A 21,220-nucleotide genomic window follows, 5' to 3' on the forward strand; every position below is an offset into this window, starting at 1 on the left:
TAGGGCCCTTGGTCCTCTCCGTCCGGGACCTCCGCCTTTCTGAACCGCTCAGCTCAGCAGGTCGCCGACCGGACGGCGGACCGTCTCGGCGTCGTCGAAGGTGATGCCGAGCCGCATGATCATCTGCGGGTGCGCGCCGCCGCACAGCTCCTCGCGCAGGAACGCGCGCAGGTGGTCCATCTCCAGGGCCTGGGTGTGGAAGGCCGCCGACACGCCGTACGCGCTCGCCTTCAGCAGCACGTGCTGCAGCGCCTCGCCGGCCTTCAGCCAGTCCTCCCTGGTGTCGCCGGCGGTGGTGAGCACCGTCACGACGCCGGGCGAGGTCGAGCCGGCCTGGTCGGCGGGGTTGCCCCAGTCGTGGCGCCAGGCGTAGTCGCGCTGCGCGAAGGCGGGGTCGGTGCGCGGCTCGTCGTGCGGGTAGGCCCCGGCGGGCACGCCGTCCTTGCGTGCGCTGCCCGGCGGCCGGGCCCAGCGGACGACCTCCAGGTGGCGGGGCCGGTCCTCGCTCTGCACGATCTGGGCGGCCCGGGTCAGCGCGGCGACCGCCTCGACGGCCGGCGGGGCGAGGACGAGCAGCGCGGCGCCCTCCTGCCCGGCGGTCGCCGCCAGCGACCGGACCAGCCGGTCCGGGACCGGCAGGGTGGTGAACCCGGACCGGTGCGTACGCCGCCGCTCGATCTCCCCGGCCAGCACCCGCGTGTGCTCGTCGGGCTCGGTCCCGGCGCCGGGCCGTACCAGGGCGAGCAGCGACGGGCGGTCGGGGTCGGGCAGGACGCGCACGACGGGCTCGAAGCCCGCGCGGCGGATCGCCGTGCGGATGGTGAACAGCGCCGCGCCGCAGCTGATGAGCAGCTCCCTGCCGGCCGGGTCGCCAGCGCGCAGCCGGCGCCCGGTGTCGGCGCGCAGGCCGATCTCGTCGCCGGACACGGCGAACGACCAGGGCTGGGTGTTGTGCACGGACGGGGCCCAGCGCGCGGCTTCCAGCGCGGCCTGGACGGCGTCGCTCGCCGTACGGATGCTCATGTCCCCACCTCCAGCGGACGATACGACCAGTCGATCACGGCAGGTGGCGGCCGATGAGGGCCGAAGGTCCCCTCCGGGCAGGGGCGTCGGGCCCGCGAGCGGCCCGGCCTGACCAAGGACCGCCTCACCAGGGACTTCCGTCCCTACTCCCCCGGCCCCCAGGAAGCTGTGATGGAGGCGACCGCAAAGGAGGCAGGCATGCGAATGACCGTAGCGGACGTCATGACCGGCGAGGTCGTCTCCGTGACCGAGGAGACGCCGTTCAAGGACATCGCCCAGGCCCTCATCGAGCACGGCATCAGCGCCGTACCGGTCGTCGACGGCGACCGGCACGTGGTCGGCGTGGTGTCCGAGGCCGACCTGCTGCGCAAGGAGGAGTTCCGCGAGGAGTTCTACCGCGAGGGCTACCGTCCCCCGCTCCGCGCCCGGCTGCGTCACCCCAAGGGCCGGCAGAAGGCGGAGGGCGACACGGCCGCGGAGCTCATGACCCGTCCCGCCGTCACGATCAGCGGCGAGGCCTCGGCCGTCTCGGCCGCCCGGCTCATGGACGCCCACGGCGTCAAGCGGCTGGCCGTGGTGGACCACAACGGCCGCCTGACCGGCGTCGTCAGCCGGCGCGACCTGGTCAAGGTGTTCCTGCGCCCGGACGAGGAGATCGCCGAGGAGGTCCGCGACGAGATCCTGGACCAGGCGCTGTGGGTGAACACGGCGGGCGTCCACGTGGAGGTGCACCAGGGCGTCGTCACGCTCACCGGCTGGATGGACCGCCGCACCGAGGCGGCCGTCGCGGTGCGCATGACCGGCCGGGTCAACGGCGTGGTCGGCGTGGCCGACAAGCTGACCTGGAAGCAGGACGACACGAGGTGATCGGGACGGCGCGACCGGCTTCCCCCGGATGATCTTGGCGCGGTAGCCTTCGGCGTCCCCTCGTCGTGGAAGGACCGCCGGTGTTCCGTCTCCTGGCCGTGCTGGCGGCCGTCACGCCCGCCGTTCTCGCGTCGGTGATCCCCGGCGAGACCTGCGGGTACTTCGGTTACCGGATGCCGGAGCCCTCCGCGCTCGCCGTGGTGGTGTACTCGGCCGCGGGATGGGCAGCCGATCTGCTGCCCGTGGCGCTGGCGCTCGCCGGGCTGTGGCTGCCGCGCCGCTTCCCCGTGCTCGGGGCGGCGGCCTCCGGGCTGGTGCTGCTGCTGGGCGGGCTGACGTACCTGGTGCCGTACGTCTCGATCTGCGGGACGACTCAGGGCCTCGGGCTCGTGACCGGGTGCGCGGCGGCGGCGACGGCGGCCTGTCTCCTCGCGCGCCGCGACGCCGGCCCGCGCCGGGTCCCGGCGGCGGTGGCGGCGGCCTGGACCACCGTGATCGGTCTCGCGCTGGCCCGCTCCTTCACGCTCTGGGGGCCTGACGCCTACCTGGGATGCTTTCCGGACCTGACGGACGAATGGGCGTCGTGGTGGATGCGCCTGGACACCTCCGAGCGGCTGGGCCTCTGGGTGGCCGTGGCGGCGCTCGGCGCCATCCTCGTCAGCGGCAGGGGCGCGACGGCCGCCGCCGTGGCGCTGCTCGTCCCGGCGCTCTACACGCCGCTTGCCACGGTCCTGTCGGGCGCCGCGCACGACTGCTCCAGCCTGACGGAGCTCGTCGTTTGGCCGTACGTGGCCGCGGCGGTCATCGGCGTGATGGCGGCCAGGGCCGCGCGGGACGTCACTCCGGCAGGTCGCGCGTGACGTCGGGGACGTGGGACCCGACGCGGGGCGGGCGTCGGTAGCCGGTGGAGGGCGGCCGCTCGGGGATCTCCAGCGGCGCCCGCCGCACCTCGTGGTACGGGATCGAGGCCAGCAGGTGGGAGATCATGTTGATGCGGGCCCGCCGTTTGTCCTCGCTCTCCACGTCGTACCAGGGGGCCTCGGGGATGTGGGTGTGCACCATCATCTCGTCCTTGGCCCGCGAGTAGTCCTCCCACCGGGTGATCGACTCCAGGTCCATCTCCGACAGTTTCCACCGCCGCATCGGGTCCTCCAGCCGGGCGCGGAAACGCCGCTCCTGCTCGGCGTCGCTCACCGAGAACCAGTACTTGCGCAGCAGGATGCCGTCCTCGACCAGCAGCCGCTCGAAGATCGGGCACTGGTGCAGGAACCGGGTGTACTCCTCCTGAGTGCAGAAACCCATGACCCGCTCCACCCCGGCCCGGTTGTACCAGCTCCGGTCGAACAGCACGATCTCCCCGGCCGCCGGCAGGTGCGCCACGTAGCGCTGGAAGTACCACTGCGTGCGCTCCCGCTCGGTGGGGGCGGGCAGGGCCGCGATGCGGGCCACGCGCGGGTTGAGGTATTCGGCCACCCGCTTGATCGCGCCGCCCTTCCCCGCGGCGTCCCTGCCTTCGAAGATCACCACGATCCGGTGGCCGCCGGTCTTCACCCACTCCTGCAGTTCGACCAGCTCCGCCTGCAGGCGGAGCAGCTCCTTCTCGTACGGTCCGCGCTTCAACCTGCCGGTCCTCGCATCGGCGTTCATGCTGGCAGCCAACCGTCTCCCGGCCCCCCGGGGCAAGGATCAGCGCACCACGGCCACGGCGCAGCGGGCGTGGTGGAGGACGCCGCGGCTGACCGAGCCGAGCAGGGCCGAGCCCATCGCGCCGCGCCCGTGCGAGCCGACCACCACGAGGTCGGCCTGCGCGCCGGCCGCCGTCAGCACGTCCACGGGGTGCCCGGAGTGCGTCTCCTCGATGACCTCGACGGCGGGGTGCTCCGCGCGGAAGGGCTCCAGCGCGGCTGCGACCAGCTCGTGCTGGGCGGCGCGGATCTCGTCCACGTCGTAGGCGATCTCCGGCGCGAACGCGTGCACGGGAAGCTGCCAGGCGTGCACCGCCCGCAGCTTGGCGCCGCGCAGCTCGGCCTGGCGGAAGGCGTAGGCGAGGGCGGGCCGGCACTCGGGCGAGTCGTCGACGCCGACCACGATCTCGCCGCAGGCGGGCTGCCGCGCGGCGCGTACCACGACGGCGGGGCAGCGGACGTGCCCGGCCACGTGAGTGCTGACGGAGCCGAGCAACGCCCGGGCGAAGCCGCCGAGCCCCCGGCCGCCGACCACGATCTCGCTCGCGCCCTCGGCCTCCTCGCGCAGCACGACGGCGGGGGCGCCCTCCACCTCGCGCGTCTCGACCTCGACGTGCGGCTGCCGCTCGCGTACCAGTGCGACGGCCTCGTCCAGGATCCTGCGGCCCTCGCGCAGCAGCGCGTCGGGCAGGACGGGGGTGGGGAACCTGCCGACCTGGTACGGCGTGCGGTCCACGGCGTGCACGATCCGCAGCGGCTCCCGCGTCCGCACCGCGTCGGCGGCGGCCCACTCCACGGCCGCGCGCGCCGCCACCGATCCGTCGACGCCCACAACGATCATGACTTCCTCCTCGGCCGCTCCTGCTGACACCTCAAGTGGACCGCGCGGGCGGCGGCCGGGTGCAGGGCCGGAGGTCCCGGGGCGCCGGGTCCAACGGCCCTTGGGCTGGCCGGGGGTCTCGCGGGTAGCGTTCAGGACATGGGCACCGCTTCGGCGGACCTCGATCCGACGCCGGCCGCCGGGCGGCCCAGGAACGGGGGAGCCATCATGACCGGAACCGGCGATCTGGGCCGGCGCCTGATCCATCACCGCGAACGCCTCGGCCTGACCCGCGAGCAGGTCGCCGCGCGCGCCGAGATGTCGGCGGGCTACGTGCAGTACCTGGAGGAGCACGCCGACATCCCGGACACCGGGTCGCTGCACCGGCTGGCCAACGCCCTCGACACGACGATGGACGAGCTGCTCGGCGGCGGCCGCGAGCGGCCTCCCGGGCGCGGCCCCGCGATGGCCCACCCCTCGCTGGAGGTGCTGGGCGAGGACGAGTGCCGGCGGCTGATCGAGCCGGGCGGGATCGGGCGGGTGGCCTTCTCCGGCTCGCACGGGCCGACGGTGCTGCCGGTGAACTACCGGATGCACGGCGGCGCGGTCGTCTTCCGCACCGCCCACGGCGGGCCGATGGACCAGGACCTGCGGTCCGGGGTGGTGGGCGTCGAGATCCTGATCGCCTTCGAGGTGGACCATTTCGACGAGACCCGCCGCGAGGGGTGGAGCGTGCTGGTGCAGGGGGCCGCGCACCACGTGCCGGAGGAGGAGGCGGCCGCGACGGCCGGGGCCGGAGTGACGCCGTGGGCGGGCGGCGAGCGCCACCTGTACGTCAGGATCGTCCCCCAGCAGATCACCGGGCGGCGCATCCGCGGGCTGTGATCACCCGGTCAGGCCGCCGTAGTGGGCGGCGACGGCGGCGAACGCCTCCTTCGGCTCCCAGGGCAGGTCCGGGTAGGTGGTGCCGCGGCCCTCGGCCAGCACCTTGACGATGCCGTAGCTGGCCAGGTCGAGGTCGTCGCGCGGGTCGCCGTCCGGGCGGTGCACGTGGTCGTAGAGGGCCAGGATGAACACGAACGCGCTGTCCACGCCGGCGGCGTCGAAGATCTCCAGCAGCTCGCGCACGTACGCGGCCTGGCCGGGCTCGTCGCGCTCGTAGACGCCGCGCAGCCGGACCGGGCCGTGCTCGTCGTACTCGACGGCGTCCAGGGCGGTGGCGCCGAGGTCGCCCGCGCCCCGGTAGCCGGCCGCGCCGAACTCGGTGATCGCGACCGGCTTGCCCTGCGCGACCAGCGCGCGCACGCCGTCCTCGAAGCGGTCGGCGACCTCGGCCGACCGGTAGAGGTCCACGGAGACGAAGTCGAACGGCGTCCAGTCGACGCGTTCGAGCGGGATGGAGGCGTAGGTGACCCGGCCGCCGAACCGTTCGCGGACCAGCGCCACGGTCTCGCCGAGGAAGTCGTTGACCAGGGTGCTCGCCCCGGCGACGCGCTCCGGCAGGCCCTCGCCGCGCAGGAGCCCGTCGAGCCGTTCCCTGAGGTTGCCGCCGGGCAGGAAGCCGGGGTTCATGAGGCTCAGCTCGGCGCCGGCGACGAAGACGACCTCGGCGCCGCGCCGCCTGACGCGCTCCGCGCGCTCGGCGCAGTCGGCGAACAGCTTCAGGCACTCCTCGCGGGTCAGCTCCAGCGGGTAGGGCGAGAACCAGACCTCCAGGCCGAGCTCGGCGGCGCGGGTCGCGGCGAACTCCAGCCGGTCGGGGTCGCCGCCGATCACGCGTACGGCGGTGCAGTGCAGGTCGTCGCGGATGATCCGCAGCTCGCGGCGGACCACGTCGTGGTCGAACTCGCGGCGGGAGAGCTCGCCCTTGTTGAGGAACCCGGTCTCGTAGCTGATGCCTTTGGCGCGCATGACCGCACGCCTCCTTCCAATTAGGGTACGGCCAGTACCGTAGACCCATGCGACGCAGGGCACAATCCCGTTCCGCTAAGGTACGGACGTGAGCGATTCGACCAAGCGGCCCCGCCGCCGGGGCGCCGCGCTCGAGGAGGCGATCCTGCGCGCCGCGGCCGACGAGCTGGCCGAGTCCGGCTACGCCGGCTTCACGATGGACCGCGTCGCCGCCCGCGCGGGCACCAACAAGAACGCCCTCTACCGCCGCTGGCCCAACCGCCTCGCCCTCGGCGTGGCCGCCTACCGCCTGCTGACCGCGACCGTCCAGCCCCCCGACACCGGCGACCTGCGCGAGGACGCCCTGGAGATGCTGCGCCGGGCCAACCGGCACTGGAGCTCACCGCTCGGCATGATCCTGCGCGAGCTCATGGCGGCGGCCGGGGGTGCGAGCGAGCTGCTGACCCGCCTGCCCGACCAGTCCACGGACACGACGGCCGCCACCTGGCTGACCATACTCGGGCGCGCGGTCGCCCGCGGCGAGGCCGCCCCGGAGGCGCTGCACCCGCGGGTCGCCACCGTGGCCATGGTGCTGCTGCGCAACGAGTTCGTGGTGCGCGGCGTCCCTAGCGCGCCCGACGACGTCCTCGTCGAGATCGTCGACGAGGTGTTCCTGCCGCTGGTGCGCAGGCGCGGCGCGGCGGGCTCATGACGTCTCCAGCACGATGGTGGTGCCCCGGGCGTCGGAGCGCAGGGTGAAGCGCTCGACGTTGTTCCTCGCCAGCCAGAGCCCCCGGCCGCGCGGATGGTCGGGCGGCGGCAGGTGGGGCTCGGCCGCGCCGCCCGGCCCCTGGTCGTCGACCCGGCAGAAGAGCCGGGGGCCCTGCTGCCACAGGTTCAGGCTGCCGTGCCCGCCGCCGTGCCGCACCGCGTTGGTGGTGATCTCGTTGACCGCGACGACGAAGCGGTACAGCGTCAGGCCGCTCAGCCCCCATGTGCGGCAGGCGCGCTCCACCTCGTGCCGGAGCAGGACCAGCGTGTGACGGTCGAACTCGAACGCCAGCAGGGCCTGCCGGCCGGACGGCTGCGTCCCGGAGTTCCCCTGCTCGCTCATCGCGCCTCCCCGGGAAGGAGCGGGCGCGCGGCCAGGATGCAGGTGTCGTCGTCGGGGTTGGCGTGGCGGAGCTGTTTCAACAGGTCGGCCAGCGGGTGCGGGACGGGCTCGGCGGTGATCCGGTCGAGGACGGCCAGCACGGGGGCGAGCCCTTCGTCGAGGTTGCGCCGGCGGTGCTCGACGAGGCCGTCGGTGTAGAGCAGCAGCACGTGGCCGGGGCGCAGACGGGTGGAGGTGGTGGCGTAGCGGGCGTCGGGGAAGGCGCCGAGCAGCGGCCCGCCGGGCCGGTCCAGCTCGACGGTCCGGCCGGCGCGGGCCAGCAGCGGCGGAGGGTGCCCGGCGCGGGCCCACACCAGACGGCCGGTGGCCGGCTCGTAGCGGGCCACGACGGCGGTGGCCGTCACGGGCACCCCGCGCGGCGGGCCGGTCGGGTCGCCCGCGAACAGCAGCCGGTTGAGCGCGGCGAGCAGCCGGGCCGGGTCGCGGGTGGTGGTGACGGACAGCGCGGCCAGGGCGTGGCGGAGCCGGGCCATCGCGGCGGCCGCCTCGATGCCGTGCCCGGCCACGTCGCCCACGGCGAGCAGGACGGCGCCGTCGCCGGCGGGCGCGGCGTGGTACCAGTCGCCGCCGACCCTGCTGGCCTGTTCGGCGGGGAGGTAGCGGATCGCGACCCGCAGGCCGGGCAGGTCGATCGGCTCGCGCGGCATCGGCAGCACGATCTGCTGGAGCCGCCCGGCCAGCTCGTGCTCGGCGGCGAGGATGCGCTGGTGCTCGCGGAGCTGCTCCTCGACCTCGGTGAGCCTGAGCCTGCTGGTCTCGCGGGCGGTGACGTCCTGGACGATCCCGTACACCTTGACCGGGGTGCCCGCCGCGTCGCGTACGGCGTCCACGACCATGCGGACGTGCTTGACGCGGCCCGCCACCCCGATGCGGAAGGTGGCGTCCACGGCCTCGCCGCGGCCGAACGCCTCCGCCGCCTCGCGGCGTACGGGCAGGTCCTCGGGCAGGACCAGCGCCTCGCTCTCCTCGCGGGGCAGCGGCCCGGCGGCCGGGTCGCGCTCGTAGATCTGGTAGAGCCCGGCCGACCAGCGGGTCTGCCCGGCGACCAGGTCCCATTCCGCCCAGCCCAGGTTGCCGAGGCGCTCGGTCTGGGTGATGCGTTCGGCCAGCCGCGTCTCCTCGTCGTGGCGGACCCAGCTCTGCAGCAGGCCGCCGCCGACCGGCCACACCTTCACGGTGAGCAGCACCTCGGCGGGCACGCGGTCCGCCGAGCTGACGTAGGGGACGGGGCCGACCTCGCGCGGCCGGCCGTCGCGCAGCGTCTCGCGCCAGGCGTCCCAGATGGGGCCGCCGACCACCGAAGGGTAGATCTCGCTCATCCTGCGGCCGAGGATCTCCGCGCCGCCGCGCCCCGACAGGTCCACGACGGACGGGGCGGCGGCCGCGATGACGTAGTCGGCGACCTGGCCGGTCACGTCGTACTCGGGGAGGATCAGGATGTGACGCTCGGGCAGGGCGTCGAGGACCTGCCGCACGGCCTCGATCCACGCCGGCCGCGGCGACGCGGGCTCGCCGGCCGCCTGACCCGCCGGCCCGCTCGCCGGCCCGGTCGCCGGCGGGGTGGGCAGCGGGGTGGGGGGCAGGGCAGGCGAGAGCGTGGGCGGTGGGGCGGGGGGCAGGGTGGCGTGGCGGGCCGGGCTCAGGCGGGACGGCAGGGCCGCCTCCACGGTGGCGGCCAGCCCGGCCTCGCCGCGTGGCGGCAGGCGTTCCAGCGCCGCCAGCACCTCGGCGGCCAGCTCCTGGACGGGCCGCCGCCGCTCGGCCGCCAGCCGCACCAGGTAGGCGTGGGCCTCCCCCACCCGGCAGCCGGTCCGCCCGGCCAGCAGGCCGCTCGCCCGCGCCAGCAGCACCTCGGGGTGGGAGCGCGCCCGAGCGAGGCGGGCGTCGAGGTCGGCCAGCCGGCCGCGGTAACCCTCCAGCGGGTCCATCATTCGAGGCCGAACGCGGTCAGCAGCCCCGTCGTGCGCAGTTGGTCCAGCATGCGGCGGGTGGGGTTCTCCACCCGGAAGTCGGCCTGCGCGGCCAGGGCCACGCGCATGGCGTCGACCAGCACCCCGATCCCCGTGGAGTCCATGAACGTCACCCCCGCCAGGTCGACGCGGACCGCCTGGGGCCGCCGCTCGGACACGGCGTCCGTGATGATCTTGTGGATCTCGGTCGAGTTCGTGAAGTCGATCTCGCCGCGCAGCGTCACGCGCAGCGCGCCGTCGTCGTTGGTGTCGACCGACGCCTCATGCATGGCGTTTACCCCCTCCAATACCGTTCAAGAAGATGAAACCGGCATGAACGCCACGACTTACCGACTCCGCGACTCTGCGTCTCACACGGGTTGCACTAGGCGTATTCTTCCGCAACGATCGCGCGCTGTCAGTGGTACGTCGCACCGCAAAGCCGCCGGGCGCCGGTCAGCGGGGCACCCGCAGGACGAGCATGGCCACGTCGTCGTCGTTGTCGCCCGGCCGCACCCCCGACAGCAGCAGGTCGCACAGGGAGTCCAGGGGCCGCTCGGCCAGCCCGGCGGCGTAGGCGGCCAGCCTGTCGAGCCCTTCGTCGAGGATGCGGCTCGGCGACTCGATCAGCCCGTCGGTGTAGAGCAGCAGCGTGGAGCCGGGCGGCAGCTCGACGGCGGCCTCCGGCCGGGGCGCGCGCAGGCCGGTGCCGAGCAGGAGGCCGTGGCCGTCCTCCAGGTAGCGGGCCCGCCCGCCGTGCTCCACCAGCAGCGGCGGCGGATGGCCCGCGTTGGTCCAGCGCAGCGTCCAGCGGCCGGACGGGCCGGGCTCCAGCCGGGCGAGGACCATGGTGGCCATGACGGGCTGGACCATCCGCGTCACGGCCTGGTCGAGCCGGTCCACGATGGCGTGCGGCGGATCGTCCTGGCCGCCCGCGAAGGCGCGCAGCATGTTGCAGACCTGGGCCATGCCGGCCGCGGCGTCGAGGTCGTGGCCGACGACGTCGCCGATCACCAGGGCGGTCGCGCCGCCGGGCAGGGGGAAGGCGTCGTACCAGTCGCCGCCGACCTGGGAGGCGCGCGGCGCGGGCCGGTAGCAGGCGGTCATCCGCAGGCCGGGCACCGACGGGAGCTGCGGCAGCAGGTGGCGCTGCATGGTCTCGGCGACCCGGCGCTGCCGCTCGTACAGGCGGGCGTTGTCCAGCGCGAGGCCGGCCCGGCGCGCGATGTCCTCCACCAGCAGCAGCTCGCTGCGGGTGAACGCGTCAGGGCGGGAGGCACGGCCGAGGGTCAGCGCCCCGACCGTCTCCCGGACGCCGCGGATCGGCGCGATGCTCGCCGAGTGCATGCCGGTCGCCTGGAACAGCTCCTGCTGGACGACCGCGAGGGCCGAGTCGGGCTGCCCCCGGTAGGTCTCGGGCCCGGCCAGGGCCGCGGTGACCCCGCGCAGCGCCCGTGACAGCGGCATCGAGGACGCCTCCGGCACGGGCGGCATGGCTCTCTCCAGGTCCTCGTGGTGGACGAGCCCGCCGTTCTCGTGGTGCACGACGACCTGCCGCGCCACGCCGCCCTCCTCGGTGAGCAGGTCCACGACCGCCCAGTCGGCGAGCAGCGGCACCACCAGCCGGACGAGCTGGCGCAGGATCTCCTGGACGTCGAGGGTGGAGGTGAGCGTCGCCGTGGTCTCCGCGAGGAGTGCCAGCCGGTCCAGCTCCGACAGCGGACCCTCGGCGTCGGCCGCCCACGGGCCGGGGGACGCGGCCGGGTCGACCTGGTGGAAGATCACCACCGCGCCCCGCTCCCCCGGCGCGAGCTCGCAGGGGGCGACGGTCCAGGCCAGCGGCAGCAGGGAGCCGTCGCCGCGCTCGAACCAGGCGAGCTCGCTCTGCAGGGTGCGCCCGGACAGGAACGCCTGCTTCACCATGCAGCGGATGCCGGGGATCGACTCGCCGCGACTGTCGCGGTGCAGCAGCTCGTGGGCGTTGCGGCCGAGCAGGTCGGCGGTCCGGCGGCCGACCAGCCGCTCGGCCTCGGCGTTGACCGCGACGATGAGGCCCCGGTCGTCCACGACGTACACGCCGGCGTCGATGAGCTCGGGCAGCCGCCAGGCCCGCGCGGCCGAGCCCAGCCCGCCCGGAGCCGGCCCGGCCGACACCCGCCCGCCCGCAACCGGCCCGCCCGGGACTCGCCCGCCCGGAACCGGCCCGTTCCCGACCCGCCCGCTCCTGCCGCAGGCACCTTCCATGGTCCGGATCTCCTTCGACTCACCTCCCGCTCCCTCTACCCGCCGGATCTGACCCCATTACCCTCGGCTCCGCGCTTGTGACGCGCAGTCGCCGTGGCGCTACTCCTTCCGCGGGGCGTCGTACACGCCGACGGCCCAGCCGCCCGGCTGCTCGCCCACCTCGGCCGACAGACGTTCGAGCACCTCGGGACGGGACAGCGCCCCGGCCTGATCGTCCTCGTCGCAGCCCCTCGGCTCGCAGCCGACGGTCGACTTCATCACCTTGCTGATCGGGGCGTCCGAGGGGAAGACCCAGACCTCCAGGGTCTGGGGCCGCTTCAGCCAGTCGGCCGGCGCCGACAGCTCGTCGTGGTGCGGGCCGCCGCCCTTCCCGCACCGGCCGCTCGTGCCGCTCGGCTCGCCGCTCCTGGTGTCGGTGATCGTGACGACCCAGGCCCGCGGATCGGCGCAGACCACCGTGAAGCCGGTGGAACGGCTGACCGGGGTGAAGGTGACAGTCCGGTGGACGCCGACCGTGGAGAATTGCTCGGCGTGGATGCGCGGCATCGCGAACTCCTTGGCGCCCAGCTTCACCTGGTACGTCGCGGGCAGTTCCGGGGCGCGGACCACTTCGGCCATGTCCGCGGGCGGGCCCGCGGTCATCGAGGCCGGTGGCGCTTCCTGCCGGATGACCGGGAGGGTGAACACCAGCGTGACGGCGGCGGCGAGCGCGCCGCCCGCGCCCAGCACCCGCCGGACCCGGCGACCCCGGTGGATGCGGCGGCCCCGCCGGACGATCGCGTCGAGGCTCACGGACGGCTCGCCGCCGGCCGGGTGGTGGCCGCGCTCGTCGAGCAGCGCGCGCAGGTCGCTTTCCGTGTGTCTCATCGCGAGGTCCTCTCCAGCGTCATGGTCCGGATGTCGGGATCGACGCGCAGCCGGGTGAGCGCCCGGCCGAGCTGGCTCTTCACCGCTCCCAGCGAGCAGCCGACGATGTCGGCGACCTGGGCGAGCGTCCGGCCCTCGAAGTAGTGCAGGACGATCACCGCGCGCTGGCGCGGCGACAGCGTGCCGATCGCGTTCCACAGCGCGGCCTGATCCTCCAGCCGGGCGGCCGGGTCGTGCGGGTCGGCCGTGTCGGGCAGCGTGGCGGCCGGGATCTCGCCCCGCCAGCGCCGTCTCCACCAGGAGGAGTGGGTGTTCACGATGATCCGGTAGACGTACGGATCGGGGTTGCCCTCGATCCGCCGCCAGGCCAGCCACGCCTTGGCCAGCGCCGTCTGCACCAGGTCCTCGGCCGTGCCCCAGTCCCGGGCGAGGAGGTATGCCATCCGGCACAGGCGCAGGTGACGCTGCGCCACGTACTCGGCGAACCCGTCGTCCATCAGTCAGCTCCGTCTTGTCGGTTCCGGCGATGACTACCGGCCGGGAAGGCGGTTCGGTTGACAGCGACTCGCAGATGTACATGCCTTTTGGTGCCTTCTGGGCTATGGTCACCGGTATGACGGGACCGTGGCGGACTGCACCCGGGTCCATCGCACGTCTCGGCGTGATGGGCCTGGTTCTGCTGTCCATGGTGCTCATGGTCTGCACGAACGCCGGCTCGCGCGCGGGCGCCGCGCACGCGTCGGCGTCGGTCTCCCACTCCGGCTGGACCCCCGACGGACTGGACGCCCGCCTGTCGAGCCTCCCGCCCGTGCAGCACGTCACCGCCCGCGAGCTCCACATGCTCTCGCTCTGGCCGCGCGGCGACCGCGCGCCGGACGCGCACCTGGCGCTGCTGCCGAGGACGGGCGCCGAGCCGGCCGCCTTCCGCGACCCCCAGCAGCTCGGTCACTGCGCCGCGGGCTCACGCAGCCCGCCGTCGATCTGACCGGTTCCCGCTCTACGTTCCGCGTTCCTTCCGGGCCGCCCGCCGTCGCGGGTCGTGGCCCTTCCCCGTGGTTTCCCTTCCGAGAAGGAGCCGATCTTCGTCATGGCCGGCGTTGGATCCCTTCACGACCTCATGCGGCACTACGACCAGCACCTGGAAGGGCTGGAGAGCCTGCGTACCCTGCTGCACGACCAGCTCGCCGCCGTCCGGCGCCTCCGGGACTCCCGGTCGGCGCGCCTGGCGGCCGCCATCGAGGCGGCGCTGGAGCGCATGGACCGCGGATGCTACGGCACCTGCCTGCGGTGCGGCGCGCTGATCCCGTTCGAGCAGCTCATGCGGCGGCCCCAGCGCCGCCACTGCGACGGCTGCGCCGAGACCCCGACCCGGGCCGCCTGACGGCCCGCCGGTGACCGGCGGCCGGGCTCGGGAGCGCCGCGCTCGTCCGGCGTGGCGGTCGCGAGTTCAGCCGCCGGAAAGATCATGATAAGTTCGGCGTCGCCGTGCATGGCCCGCGAGCTGAGGAGGTGAGACCGATCAACGCTGTGACAGATCGGGGCTCCCTCCCTCGCATGGCCTAGGGAGCGCCCGCAGCAGTCATCCCGGAAGGCATGAACCGCTTTGCGCTTCACTTCTCCGACGTCGTCGGACGGCGTCACCGAACGATCGTTCACCCTCGGCGAGATCCCCGGCGTGCTCTGGACGCCGCAGGACGCCACCGGCCCCCGCCCCCTGATCCTGATGGGGCACGGCGGCGGGCAGCACAAGAAGGCTCCGGGCGTCGTGGCCCGCGCGCGGCGCTTCGCCGGCGGGGGCGGCTTCGCGGTGGCCGCGATCGATGCGCCCCATCACGGCGAGCGGCCGAAGAGCGAGGAGTTCGCCCGGATCACGGCCGGGCTGCGGGCCGGCATGGCCGCGGGTGAGGACGTCGGCGAACAGCTCGCCGTCATGCACACGTTCCTCGCCGGGCAGGCCGTGCCCGAATGGCGGGCGGTCCTCACCGCCCTGCGGGAGCTCGACGCCGTCGGCGACGGGCCGGCAGGCTACTGGGGGATGTCGATGGGCTGCGCGCTCGGCGTCCCCCTCGTCGCCGCCGAGCCGCGGATCGGCGCCGCGGTGCTGGGCCTGCTCGGGGTGAACGGGCTGGCCGCGAGCGCCGCGGAGGTCGCCGTCCCGGTGCTGTTCCTGCTCCAGTGGGACGACGACATGGTGCCAAGGGAGCAGGGCCTGGCGCTGTTCGACGCCCTGGCCTCGCCCGGCAGGACGCTGCACGCGAACCCCGGCGGGCACGGGGAGATCCCCGAGCCGGAGACCGGCAGCGCGCTGCGGTTCTTCGCCCGGCACCTCACGTAGGCTCCCCGCCTCCTCACGCTGAGCGTCAGGAGGCGCGTCAGGAGGCGGAGGAAGCCGCCACCTGCGCCGGTCGCCGCAGCTGCGCGGTGGTGGCGGGCGTCGCGGGCGTCTCGGCCGCCGCCGGGGGCTGCTGCGGCTCGGCGCGGTGCCCCTGGCAGTAGCCGTTGCTGACGATCAGCCGGCCGCGCGCGGCGGTGTAGGCGCTGTTGTCGGGAGCGATGAGCACGCCCTGGCAGGTGGGGCAGACGAGAGGCTGGTCGGCGGTCATGGTGGCCCTTTCGGTGAGGGAATCGTCGTACGGGCACGCGATCAGAGGGCTCTGCCCAGGACACGCCGGGTCACACCCGGCGATTCCGCATCCGTCGCCGTCCCAGCGCGATCGGGGGGCCGCGCCACCTCGCAGTATGCCTCGCGCGCCTGCTCGGCGCGGCGCGCGGGGCGCGGGGCGGCTAAGGATCGTCATCCCGCGAGTACGATTCCTTACCTTCCACGAGGGACAACTTCTCCCGTGGAACGGGGGGTCGCCGTCGCCAAGGTGATATTCATCTCAACTGCGACAAGCCGTATCAATTACTGAGATCCGCCGTAGAACCGGACGGCTCGGCAGCGGCCGTGCGGGGCAGGACGGTCGCGGCTATGAGCACGGCGGCGAGCAGCAGCCCGGCCGCCAGGGTGAGCCCGAGCGCGTACCCCTCGGCGAGCGCCGCCGGGCCGGCCGACCCGCCGGCCCGGCCGTACGCGACGGTCCCGAGGCCGGCCAGCCCGAGCGCGGCCCCGAGCTGGCGCGAGCTGTTCAGCAGGCCCGACGCGGTGCCGCTCTCATGGGCCGCGACGCCGGCCGTGGCGGTGGAGACGACCGGCCCGAGACAGAGCCCGAACCCGGCCCCGGCGACCACCGAGGGCCCGAGGACGTCGGTGAGGAAGGCGCCGTCCGGGCTGATCAGCCCGAACCAGGCGAATCCGGCCCCGGTGAGCAGCCCGCCGAGCACCATGAGGGTCCGCGGCGCGAGCCGGTAGCCGAGCCGCACGCCGAGGGCGGCCCCCGCGACCACGGCGAGCGCGAACGGCAGGAACTGCAGCCCGGTCAGGGCCGGCCCGCTGCCGAGCACCCGCTGCAGGTAGAGGGAGACGAAGTAGAAGGCGGCGGCCATCGCCGCGCCGAGCAGCAGGTTGTAGGCGTTCGCCGCGGCGACCGAGCGGTTGGCGAACAGGCCGAGCCGGATCAGCGGCTCGCGGGCGGTGGTCCGCTCGACGTACGCGAACGCGGCCAGCAGCGCCACGGCGGCGGCCAGCGTCACCGCCGTGACCGGCGAGGCCCATCCGAATTCCGCCGTGCGTACGATGCCGAACACCAGCAGCGTCATGCCCGCCGTGACCAGAACCGCGCCGAGGACGTCCGGCCGCCCGCCGCGCACCAGGGCCAGACCGGCCGCGACCCGCCAGACCAGGGCGAGCGCGACGGCCGCCATGGGCACGTTCACGAACATCACCCAGCGCCAGCCGGCGTACTCGGTGAGCACGCCGCCGATCAGCACGCCGAGCGCGCCGCCCGCGGCGTTCGTGGCGCTCCACACCCCGAAGGCCCGCACCCGCGCCCGTCCGGCGGGGAACGCCGCCGTCAGCAGCGCCAGGGCGGCCGGGGCCAGCGCGGCGGCCCCGACGCCCTGCGCGGCGCGGGCGGCCACCAGGTGGCCGGGCTCCTGGGCGAGGCCGCCGAGCAGCGAGGCGAGGCCGAACAGGACGAGCCCCGAGAGCAGGACCCTCTTCCTGCCGTACCGGTCGGCGGCCTTGCCGCCGAGGAGCAGCAGGCCGCCGAAGGTGAGCGCGTAGGCGTGGATCACCCAGGTCAGGCCCACGCCGCTGAAGCCGAGCCCGGCCGCGATGCTCGGCAGTCCGACGTTCACGACGGACAGGTCCAGGGACACCATGAACTGCACGACGGCCACCGCGGCCAGGGTGATGCCCGGCCCGGCGCTTCTCATGGACTTTTGGAACATGTTCCGAAAGTAGCACCGCGAGTGCCCGGCCGTCGACAGCTGATGAGGGCCGCCAGAATGGGACGGTGTCCGGAACCGAATCGTCGCGCGGCCGCACCGGCCGGCCGCCGCTCACCTCCCGCGAGCAGATCCTGGCCGCGGCCCGCCGCATCATCGACAGGGACGGCTGGGAGAAGCTGACCGTCCGCCGGCTGGCCGCCGAGCTGGGCATCGGCGCGACGACGGTCTACCACCACGTACGCGACCGCGAGGACCTGCTGATCCAGCTCCTCAACCAGCACGCCGACCAGACCCTGAGCCCCGACCTGCCCGCCGAGCCGCGCGAGCGGATCGTAGCGGCGGCCGTCGCGATCCACGACTCCCTCGCCGCCTGGCCGTGGGCGGCCGAGGTCCTCACCACCGACGGCTTCCTCGGCCGCCTCGGCGAGTCGGCGCTACGGATGGTGGAGGCCGTCGTGGCCGCCGCCGTCGACCACGGGTGCACGCCGGAGCAGGCCGTGCACGTCTTCCGCAGCATCTGGTACTACACGGTGGGCGAGATCCTGGTCCGCGCCCACTCGGAGGGGCGGCAGCCGGCCGGTGACGGACGGCCCGCCTTCTTCGCCGGCGTCGACCTGTCACACCTGCCGCGCCTCGCCGCCCTGGGCGACCAGTGGCCCGCCCTCGCCGCGCGCGACACCTACCGGGAGGCGCTGCGGGCCTTCGTCGACGGGCTCCTCGCCCAGGCGGCCGCGGCGGCCCGCTGACCTTTCTCGTCGCCTAATGGCGACAAATTCCGTTAAAGGGCGATTTATCGCTCAATACGACGAAGAGCGAAGCGGGCGAGCGCCAGATCGGCACGTTCCCGGTCGAGGACCAGATACAGGAAAAGCTGCGCACCGGGCACCGCGAGCAGCCGGATGACGTGATACCGGCCCTTCAGCGTGACCAGGATGTCCTCGATCTCGTCGTCGCGGCCGAGCCGCTGCCGGGGCGGCTACGTCGTGGGGTACGCGGTGGGCCGCATGGGCCTGCCGGCCGTGCTGGCGGACCAGGGGCTGGACGTGGCGCGGCTGCACGTCGAGTCGCGTCCCACGGTCGAGCGGCTGAACAAGCTGCTGACGCAGGGCAACCCCAACTGACCGGCACCATAGATACAAGCATGGATGCATGCCCGGTACGCTGGGCGTATGCCTGATGCCGCCGCCAAGCGCCCCTCCGCCGCCGAGACCGCGTACACGCTGACCAAGGAGCTGATCCTCTCCGGCGAGCTGCCCGGCGGCAGCCTCATCAGCGAGGGCGAGATCGCCGGCCGGGTCCAGGTGAGCAGGACCCCGGTGCGCGAGGCGTTCCTGCGGCTGGAGTCGGAGGAGCTGCTGGCGCTGCACCCCAAGCGCGGCGCGGTGGTCGTGCCGGTGCCGCCCGGCGAGGCGGCGGACGTGCTGGAGCTGCGGCTGGCGCTGGAGCGCTCGGCCGCCGAGCGCGTCGCCCGCACCGGCCTGGCCGGTGAGCACCTCGACCGGATGCGCGAGCTGCTGCGGCGGCAGCGCGCCCTCGCCACGGCGGCGGACGTCGGCGGGTTCGCCGCCGCCGACGAGGCGTTCCACCGGTGCGTCGTGGAGGCGTCGGGGAACCGGCTGGCCGGCCGGTTCTACGCCACCCTGGGCGATCGGCAGCGCCGGATGAGCGTGTCCGCGCTGACGCCCCGGCCGGAGCGGCTGTCGCTGCTGGCCGACGAGCACGAGACCCTGCTCGGCCACCTGGTGGACGGCGACGCCGCCGCCTTCGCCGCGACGCTGCTCGCCCACCTCACCGCCACGCACGGCTCCCCTATCAGCTGACCGTGAAAGCCCCTTCTCGCATGCTCCACAGTCGTCCGTCCTGGCGGGTCGTCGCCCTGGCGATGTTCACCTGCGGCTGGGGCGGCAACCAGTTCACGCCGCTCCTGCTCATGTACCGCCGGCTGGGCGGCTACTCGGCGCTCAGCGTCGACGCCTTCCTCGGCGCGTACGTCGTGGGCCTCGTCCCCGGCCTGCTGCTCGCCGGGCCGGTGTCGGACCGGCGCGGGCGCCGTCCGGTGCTGGTGGCGGGCACCGCCGCCTCGGCCGTCGCGAGCCTGGTGCTCTGCTTCGGCGGCGGGAGCGCCTGGCCCATCTACGCGGGCCGGCTGCTCACCGGTGTCGCCGTCGGCATCGCCATGGCCGTGGGCACGAGCTGGGTCAAGGAGCTGTCCAGCGGCGCCGACCGGGCGCTGCCGGCCCGCCGCGCCTCGCTCTGCCAGACGGCCGGGTTCGCGCTCGGCGCCGGAGTGGCGGGCGCGCTGGCGCAGTGGGGGCCGTGGCCGATGGTGACCCCGTACGCGGTCCACGTCCTGCTCACCGCGGCAGTGCCGGTGCTGCTCCTGCGGGTGCCGGAGACCCGGCCACGGGCCGCGGCCTCCCCGAGAGGGGGCCTGCTGCGGGCGCTGCTGGCGGACCTGCGCGTCCCCGCCCCCGCCAGGAGGCGGTTCCGGCTGGTGGTGCTGCCGATGGCGCCGTGGGTGTTCGGCTCGGCGGGGCTCGCCTACGCCGTCATGCCGCAGCTCGTCGGCTTCCGCGTGGGCGACTGGGGCCTCGCGTACGCGACCGGGCTCACCGTGCTGACCCTCGGCATGGGCCTGGCCGTGCAGCCCGTGGCCAAGAGGCTGCACGCCAGGGCCCGCGCCGGACGCGCGCCGGTGGCCGCGATGACGGCGATGCTGGCCGGCACGGCGCTCTGCGCGGCGAACGCGGTGCTGCTGTCCGCCTGGCTCGCCGCCGCGGCGGCGGCCGTCCTGGGCGCCGCCTACGGCATCGCGGTGGTCTCCGGCCTGCTGGAGATCCAGCGCATGGCAGGGCCGGACGACCTCGCCGGGCTGACCGGCGTCTACTACACGCTCGCCTACGCCGGATTCCTGCTGCCCACCTTGCTCGCCTCCCTGTCGGGGTGGCTGTCGTACCCGGTCATGCTGACCGCGGTGGCCGGGGCGGCGCTGCTCTGCCTCGCCCTGGTCGCGACCGGCGCCCGGACGACCACTGCCTGAGCGCCGGCCTCACCACACCTGCAGCAACGCGCCGAACTCCTTGTCCACGTCCCAGACGCGCGGGAAGGTGAGCACCCGCCCGCCGTCGAGGCCGCCGCAGTACACCTGCTTGCCCCAGGCCGACACGATGCCCTGGGCCGCCACCTGCCACCAGGCCGCGCCCGGGTAGGAGAAGATCGGGCCGCCGCTGTCGCCGGCGGCCACGGCGCAGCCGCCGGCGACGTGCTTGGCGCGCACCATGTGCTTCACCTTCTGCCCGTTCGTGTACGTGCCGCTCCAGCCGACCTCGGTCACCCTGATCAGGCAGACCTGGCCGAGGCTGGCGCCGGAGTTGCAGACGAAGTTGCCGACGTGCGCCTTCCACAGGGCCACGACTTGGGCGTTCGAGGCGGAGGAAGGGCTGCCGTTGAAGGCGTTGGCGGTGGCGTCGGCGAGCACGATCGCGGCGTCGCGCTTGGTGACGTACCAGGAGTACTCGCCCATGCGGTTCGCCGGGTCGCCGGTGCCGCCGCCATCGTAGAAGGTGTCCCAGAGCTTGCCGCAGTGGGCGGCCGTGAGGAAGCCGGGAGTGCCGTTCTTGTCGTAGACGGCGAAGCCGGAGGTGCAGCCCGCGCCCGTGGCGGCGTTCGTGGTGCGGCCGCCCGCGTAGTAGCTGGGGACGTCGTCGCGCCGGTCCCACGCCGGGCTCATCTCCTCGCCGCCCTCCACAGTGATCGGCGCGCTCGCCCCCGCGGGCCGCAGCAGCGTGCCGGGGGTGACGTCCTCGGCGGCGGCCGAGAGGCGTACGCCGCTGCCGTCGGGCGCCGGGGCGGCGCCCGTGACCTGGCCGGACTCGGTCCACTCGGCGGCCTCCGCCAGCAGCCGCGCCTGGCTGTAGGGGGCCGGGAGCACCCGTACGGGCGCGCGCAGCCGTCCCTCCTCCAGCGCGCTCTGGACGGCCGGCGGCACCTCGCCGTGCCAGTACACGCGGACCTCGTGGTTCTCCGGGGCGACGATCATCCCGGCGTACCCTTCGGCGTGCTCGGCGGAGTCGAGGACACGGTCGGCCGCCGCGTTCAGGCGCGCCTGCTCGGCGAACAGGTCCGCCCAGCCGGCGAACCCGCCGGGCACGGGCTCGCGCGGCCCCGTCGCGTCGCCGGCCGGCGGCTTGCCGTCGGGGACGCGGGCGCGTACCGGGTCGTCGCCGGTCCCGGTGGCCGAGGCGGTTCCGGCGGCTGAGGCCGTTCCGGCGGCTGAGGCGGTTCCGGCGCCCAGGACGGGCAGCAGGACGCAGGCGGCCGCAGCCACGAGACGTAAACGGATTTTTCTGGACATGGTCCCCCCATGAGT

General features: G+C 74.4%; 24 protein-coding genes. 11 read left to right on the top strand and 13 right to left on the bottom strand.

Annotated elements, in window-relative coordinates:
* Positions 1–48: 48 nt before the first annotated feature.
* On the bottom strand, positions 49–1,023 hold the full coding sequence (locus ABD292_RS45370; RefSeq protein ID WP_344218991.1) for an Acg family FMN-binding oxidoreductase: 975 nt from the start codon (positions 1,021–1,023) through the stop codon (positions 49–51).
* A 198-nt stretch (positions 1,024–1,221) separates the two neighbouring features.
* Between ABD292_RS45370 and ABD292_RS45375 the strand changes: the two genes are divergently transcribed.
* On the top strand, positions 1,222–1,890 hold the full coding sequence (locus ABD292_RS45375; protein WP_344218993.1) for a CBS domain-containing protein: 669 nt from the start codon (positions 1,222–1,224) through the stop codon (positions 1,888–1,890).
* Positions 1,891–1,970: 80 nt separating this feature from the next.
* Entirely contained in the window at positions 1,971–2,750 is a 780-nt protein-coding gene (locus tag ABD292_RS45380; protein ID WP_344218995.1) for a hypothetical protein, read from the top strand.
* On the opposite strand, the gene ppk2 is transcribed toward ABD292_RS45380, so the two are convergent.
* Both ppk2 and ABD292_RS45390 read right to left on the bottom strand, forming a co-directional pair.
* Entirely contained in the window at positions 2,728–3,510 is a 783-nt protein-coding gene (gene ppk2 / locus ABD292_RS45385) for a polyphosphate kinase 2 (RefSeq protein ID WP_344218997.1), read from the bottom strand. The genes ABD292_RS45380 and ppk2 overlap by 23 nt on opposite strands.
* A 66-nt stretch (positions 3,511–3,576) precedes the next feature.
* Positions 3,577–4,416 (bottom strand): universal stress protein, encoded by an 840-nt coding sequence (locus ABD292_RS45390; RefSeq protein ID WP_344218999.1) that lies wholly within the window; start codon positions 4,414–4,416, stop codon positions 3,577–3,579.
* A gap of 138 nt (positions 4,417–4,554) precedes the next feature.
* On the opposite strand from ABD292_RS45390, the gene ABD292_RS45395 reads away from it, so the two are divergent.
* On the top strand, positions 4,555–5,280 hold the full coding sequence (locus ABD292_RS45395) for a helix-turn-helix domain-containing protein (protein WP_344219001.1): 726 nt from the start codon (positions 4,555–4,557) through the stop codon (positions 5,278–5,280).
* On the opposite strand, the gene ABD292_RS45400 is transcribed toward ABD292_RS45395, so the two are convergent.
* Positions 5,281–6,306 carry a glycoside hydrolase family 113 protein gene (locus ABD292_RS45400; protein WP_344219003.1) on the bottom strand — a complete coding sequence of 342 codons (1,026 nt, stop codon included), beginning with the start codon at positions 6,304–6,306 and terminating at the stop codon, positions 5,281–5,283. It lies immediately after the preceding gene.
* Between the two features lie 88 nt (positions 6,307–6,394).
* Here ABD292_RS45400 and ABD292_RS45405 point away from each other — a divergent pair, with 88 nt between their 5' ends.
* Positions 6,395–6,997 carry a TetR/AcrR family transcriptional regulator gene (locus ABD292_RS45405; RefSeq protein WP_344219005.1) on the top strand — a complete coding sequence of 201 codons (603 nt, stop codon included), beginning with the start codon at positions 6,395–6,397 and terminating at the stop codon, positions 6,995–6,997.
* On the opposite strand, the gene ABD292_RS45410 is transcribed toward ABD292_RS45405, so the two are convergent.
* The 6 genes from ABD292_RS45410 to ABD292_RS45435 form a co-directional block, all read right to left on the bottom strand.
* Entirely contained in the window at positions 6,992–7,399 is a 408-nt protein-coding gene (locus ABD292_RS45410; protein WP_344219007.1) for an ATP-binding protein, read from the bottom strand. The genes ABD292_RS45405 and ABD292_RS45410 overlap by 6 nt on opposite strands.
* Positions 7,396–9,390: a SpoIIE family protein phosphatase gene (locus ABD292_RS45415; RefSeq protein ID WP_344219009.1), complete on the bottom strand. Its 1,995-nt coding sequence runs from the start codon at positions 9,388–9,390 to the stop codon at positions 7,396–7,398. Before ABD292_RS45415 ends, ABD292_RS45410 begins: the two co-directional genes overlap by 4 nt.
* Complete coding sequence (locus ABD292_RS45420; RefSeq protein WP_344219011.1) at positions 9,387–9,698, bottom strand: STAS domain-containing protein; 312 nt, start codon at positions 9,696–9,698, stop codon at positions 9,387–9,389. Before ABD292_RS45420 ends, ABD292_RS45415 begins: the two co-directional genes overlap by 4 nt.
* A 166-nt stretch (positions 9,699–9,864) precedes the next feature.
* Positions 9,865–11,652 (bottom strand): SpoIIE family protein phosphatase, encoded by a 1,788-nt coding sequence (locus tag ABD292_RS45425; protein WP_344219013.1) that lies wholly within the window; start codon positions 11,650–11,652, stop codon positions 9,865–9,867.
* Positions 11,653–11,751: 99 nt separating this feature from the next.
* Positions 11,752–12,519, bottom strand: a complete 768-nt coding sequence (locus tag ABD292_RS45430) for a hypothetical protein (RefSeq protein ID WP_344219015.1) — start codon at positions 12,517–12,519, stop codon at positions 11,752–11,754.
* Positions 12,516–13,016 (bottom strand): SigE family RNA polymerase sigma factor, encoded by a 501-nt coding sequence (locus ABD292_RS45435; RefSeq protein WP_344219017.1) that lies wholly within the window; start codon positions 13,014–13,016, stop codon positions 12,516–12,518. The genes ABD292_RS45430 and ABD292_RS45435 overlap by 4 nt, the downstream gene beginning before the upstream one ends.
* A 164-nt stretch (positions 13,017–13,180) precedes the next feature.
* Here ABD292_RS45435 and ABD292_RS45440 point away from each other — a divergent pair, with 164 nt between their 5' ends.
* The 3 genes from ABD292_RS45440 to ABD292_RS45450 all read left to right on the top strand — a co-directional run bounded on the left by ABD292_RS45440 (position 13,181) and on the right by ABD292_RS45450 (position 14,854).
* Positions 13,181–13,504, top strand: a complete 324-nt coding sequence (locus tag ABD292_RS45440) for a hypothetical protein (protein WP_344219019.1) — start codon at positions 13,181–13,183, stop codon at positions 13,502–13,504.
* A gap of 102 nt (positions 13,505–13,606) precedes the next feature.
* Positions 13,607–13,900 (top strand): TraR/DksA C4-type zinc finger protein, encoded by a 294-nt coding sequence (locus tag ABD292_RS45445; RefSeq protein ID WP_344219021.1) that lies wholly within the window; start codon positions 13,607–13,609, stop codon positions 13,898–13,900.
* A gap of 222 nt (positions 13,901–14,122) precedes the next feature.
* Positions 14,123–14,854, top strand: a complete 732-nt coding sequence (locus ABD292_RS45450; protein WP_344219023.1) for a dienelactone hydrolase family protein — start codon at positions 14,123–14,125, stop codon at positions 14,852–14,854.
* Positions 14,855–14,891: 37 nt separating this feature from the next.
* On the opposite strand, the gene ABD292_RS45455 is transcribed toward ABD292_RS45450, so the two are convergent.
* The gene (locus tag ABD292_RS45455; protein WP_344219025.1) at positions 14,892–15,122 is read right to left on the bottom strand and encodes a hypothetical protein; all 231 of its coding nucleotides are present in this window, start codon (positions 15,120–15,122) and stop codon (positions 14,892–14,894) included.
* Between the two features lie 298 nt (positions 15,123–15,420).
* A complete protein-coding gene (locus ABD292_RS45460) occupies positions 15,421–16,851 on the bottom strand; it encodes an MFS transporter (RefSeq protein WP_344219027.1) in 1,431 nt (476 codons plus the stop codon).
* Positions 16,852–16,916: 65 nt separating this feature from the next.
* Between ABD292_RS45460 and ABD292_RS45465 the strand changes: the two genes are divergently transcribed.
* The 4 genes from ABD292_RS45465 (at position 16,917) to ABD292_RS45480 (ending at position 19,891) form a co-directional block, all read left to right on the top strand.
* On the top strand, positions 16,917–17,597 hold the full coding sequence (locus ABD292_RS45465; protein ID WP_344219029.1) for a TetR/AcrR family transcriptional regulator: 681 nt from the start codon (positions 16,917–16,919) through the stop codon (positions 17,595–17,597).
* Positions 17,598–17,783: 186 nt separating this feature from the next.
* Positions 17,784–17,972 (top strand): roadblock/LC7 domain-containing protein, encoded by a 189-nt coding sequence (locus ABD292_RS45470; RefSeq protein ID WP_344219031.1) that lies wholly within the window; start codon positions 17,784–17,786, stop codon positions 17,970–17,972.
* A 48-nt stretch (positions 17,973–18,020) separates the two neighbouring features.
* Positions 18,021–18,671, top strand: coding sequence for a GntR family transcriptional regulator (locus ABD292_RS45475; RefSeq protein ID WP_344219033.1), 651 nt, complete (start codon positions 18,021–18,023; stop codon positions 18,669–18,671).
* A gap of 20 nt (positions 18,672–18,691) precedes the next feature.
* Positions 18,692–19,891, top strand: a complete 1,200-nt coding sequence (locus tag ABD292_RS45480; protein WP_344219035.1) for an MFS transporter — start codon at positions 18,692–18,694, stop codon at positions 19,889–19,891.
* Positions 19,892–19,900: 9 nt separating this feature from the next.
* Here the strand turns inward: ABD292_RS45480 and ABD292_RS45485 are convergent, their stop codons facing one another.
* Complete coding sequence (locus ABD292_RS45485) at positions 19,901–21,205, bottom strand: S1 family peptidase (protein WP_344219037.1); 1,305 nt, start codon at positions 21,203–21,205, stop codon at positions 19,901–19,903.
* Between the last annotated feature and the right edge of the window lie 15 nt (positions 21,206–21,220).

Origin of the sequence: Nonomuraea bangladeshensis, assembly GCF_039529455.1 — a bacterium.
In the GTDB taxonomy this organism is placed as follows: domain Bacteria; phylum Actinomycetota; class Actinomycetes; order Streptosporangiales; family Streptosporangiaceae; genus Nonomuraea; species Nonomuraea bangladeshensis.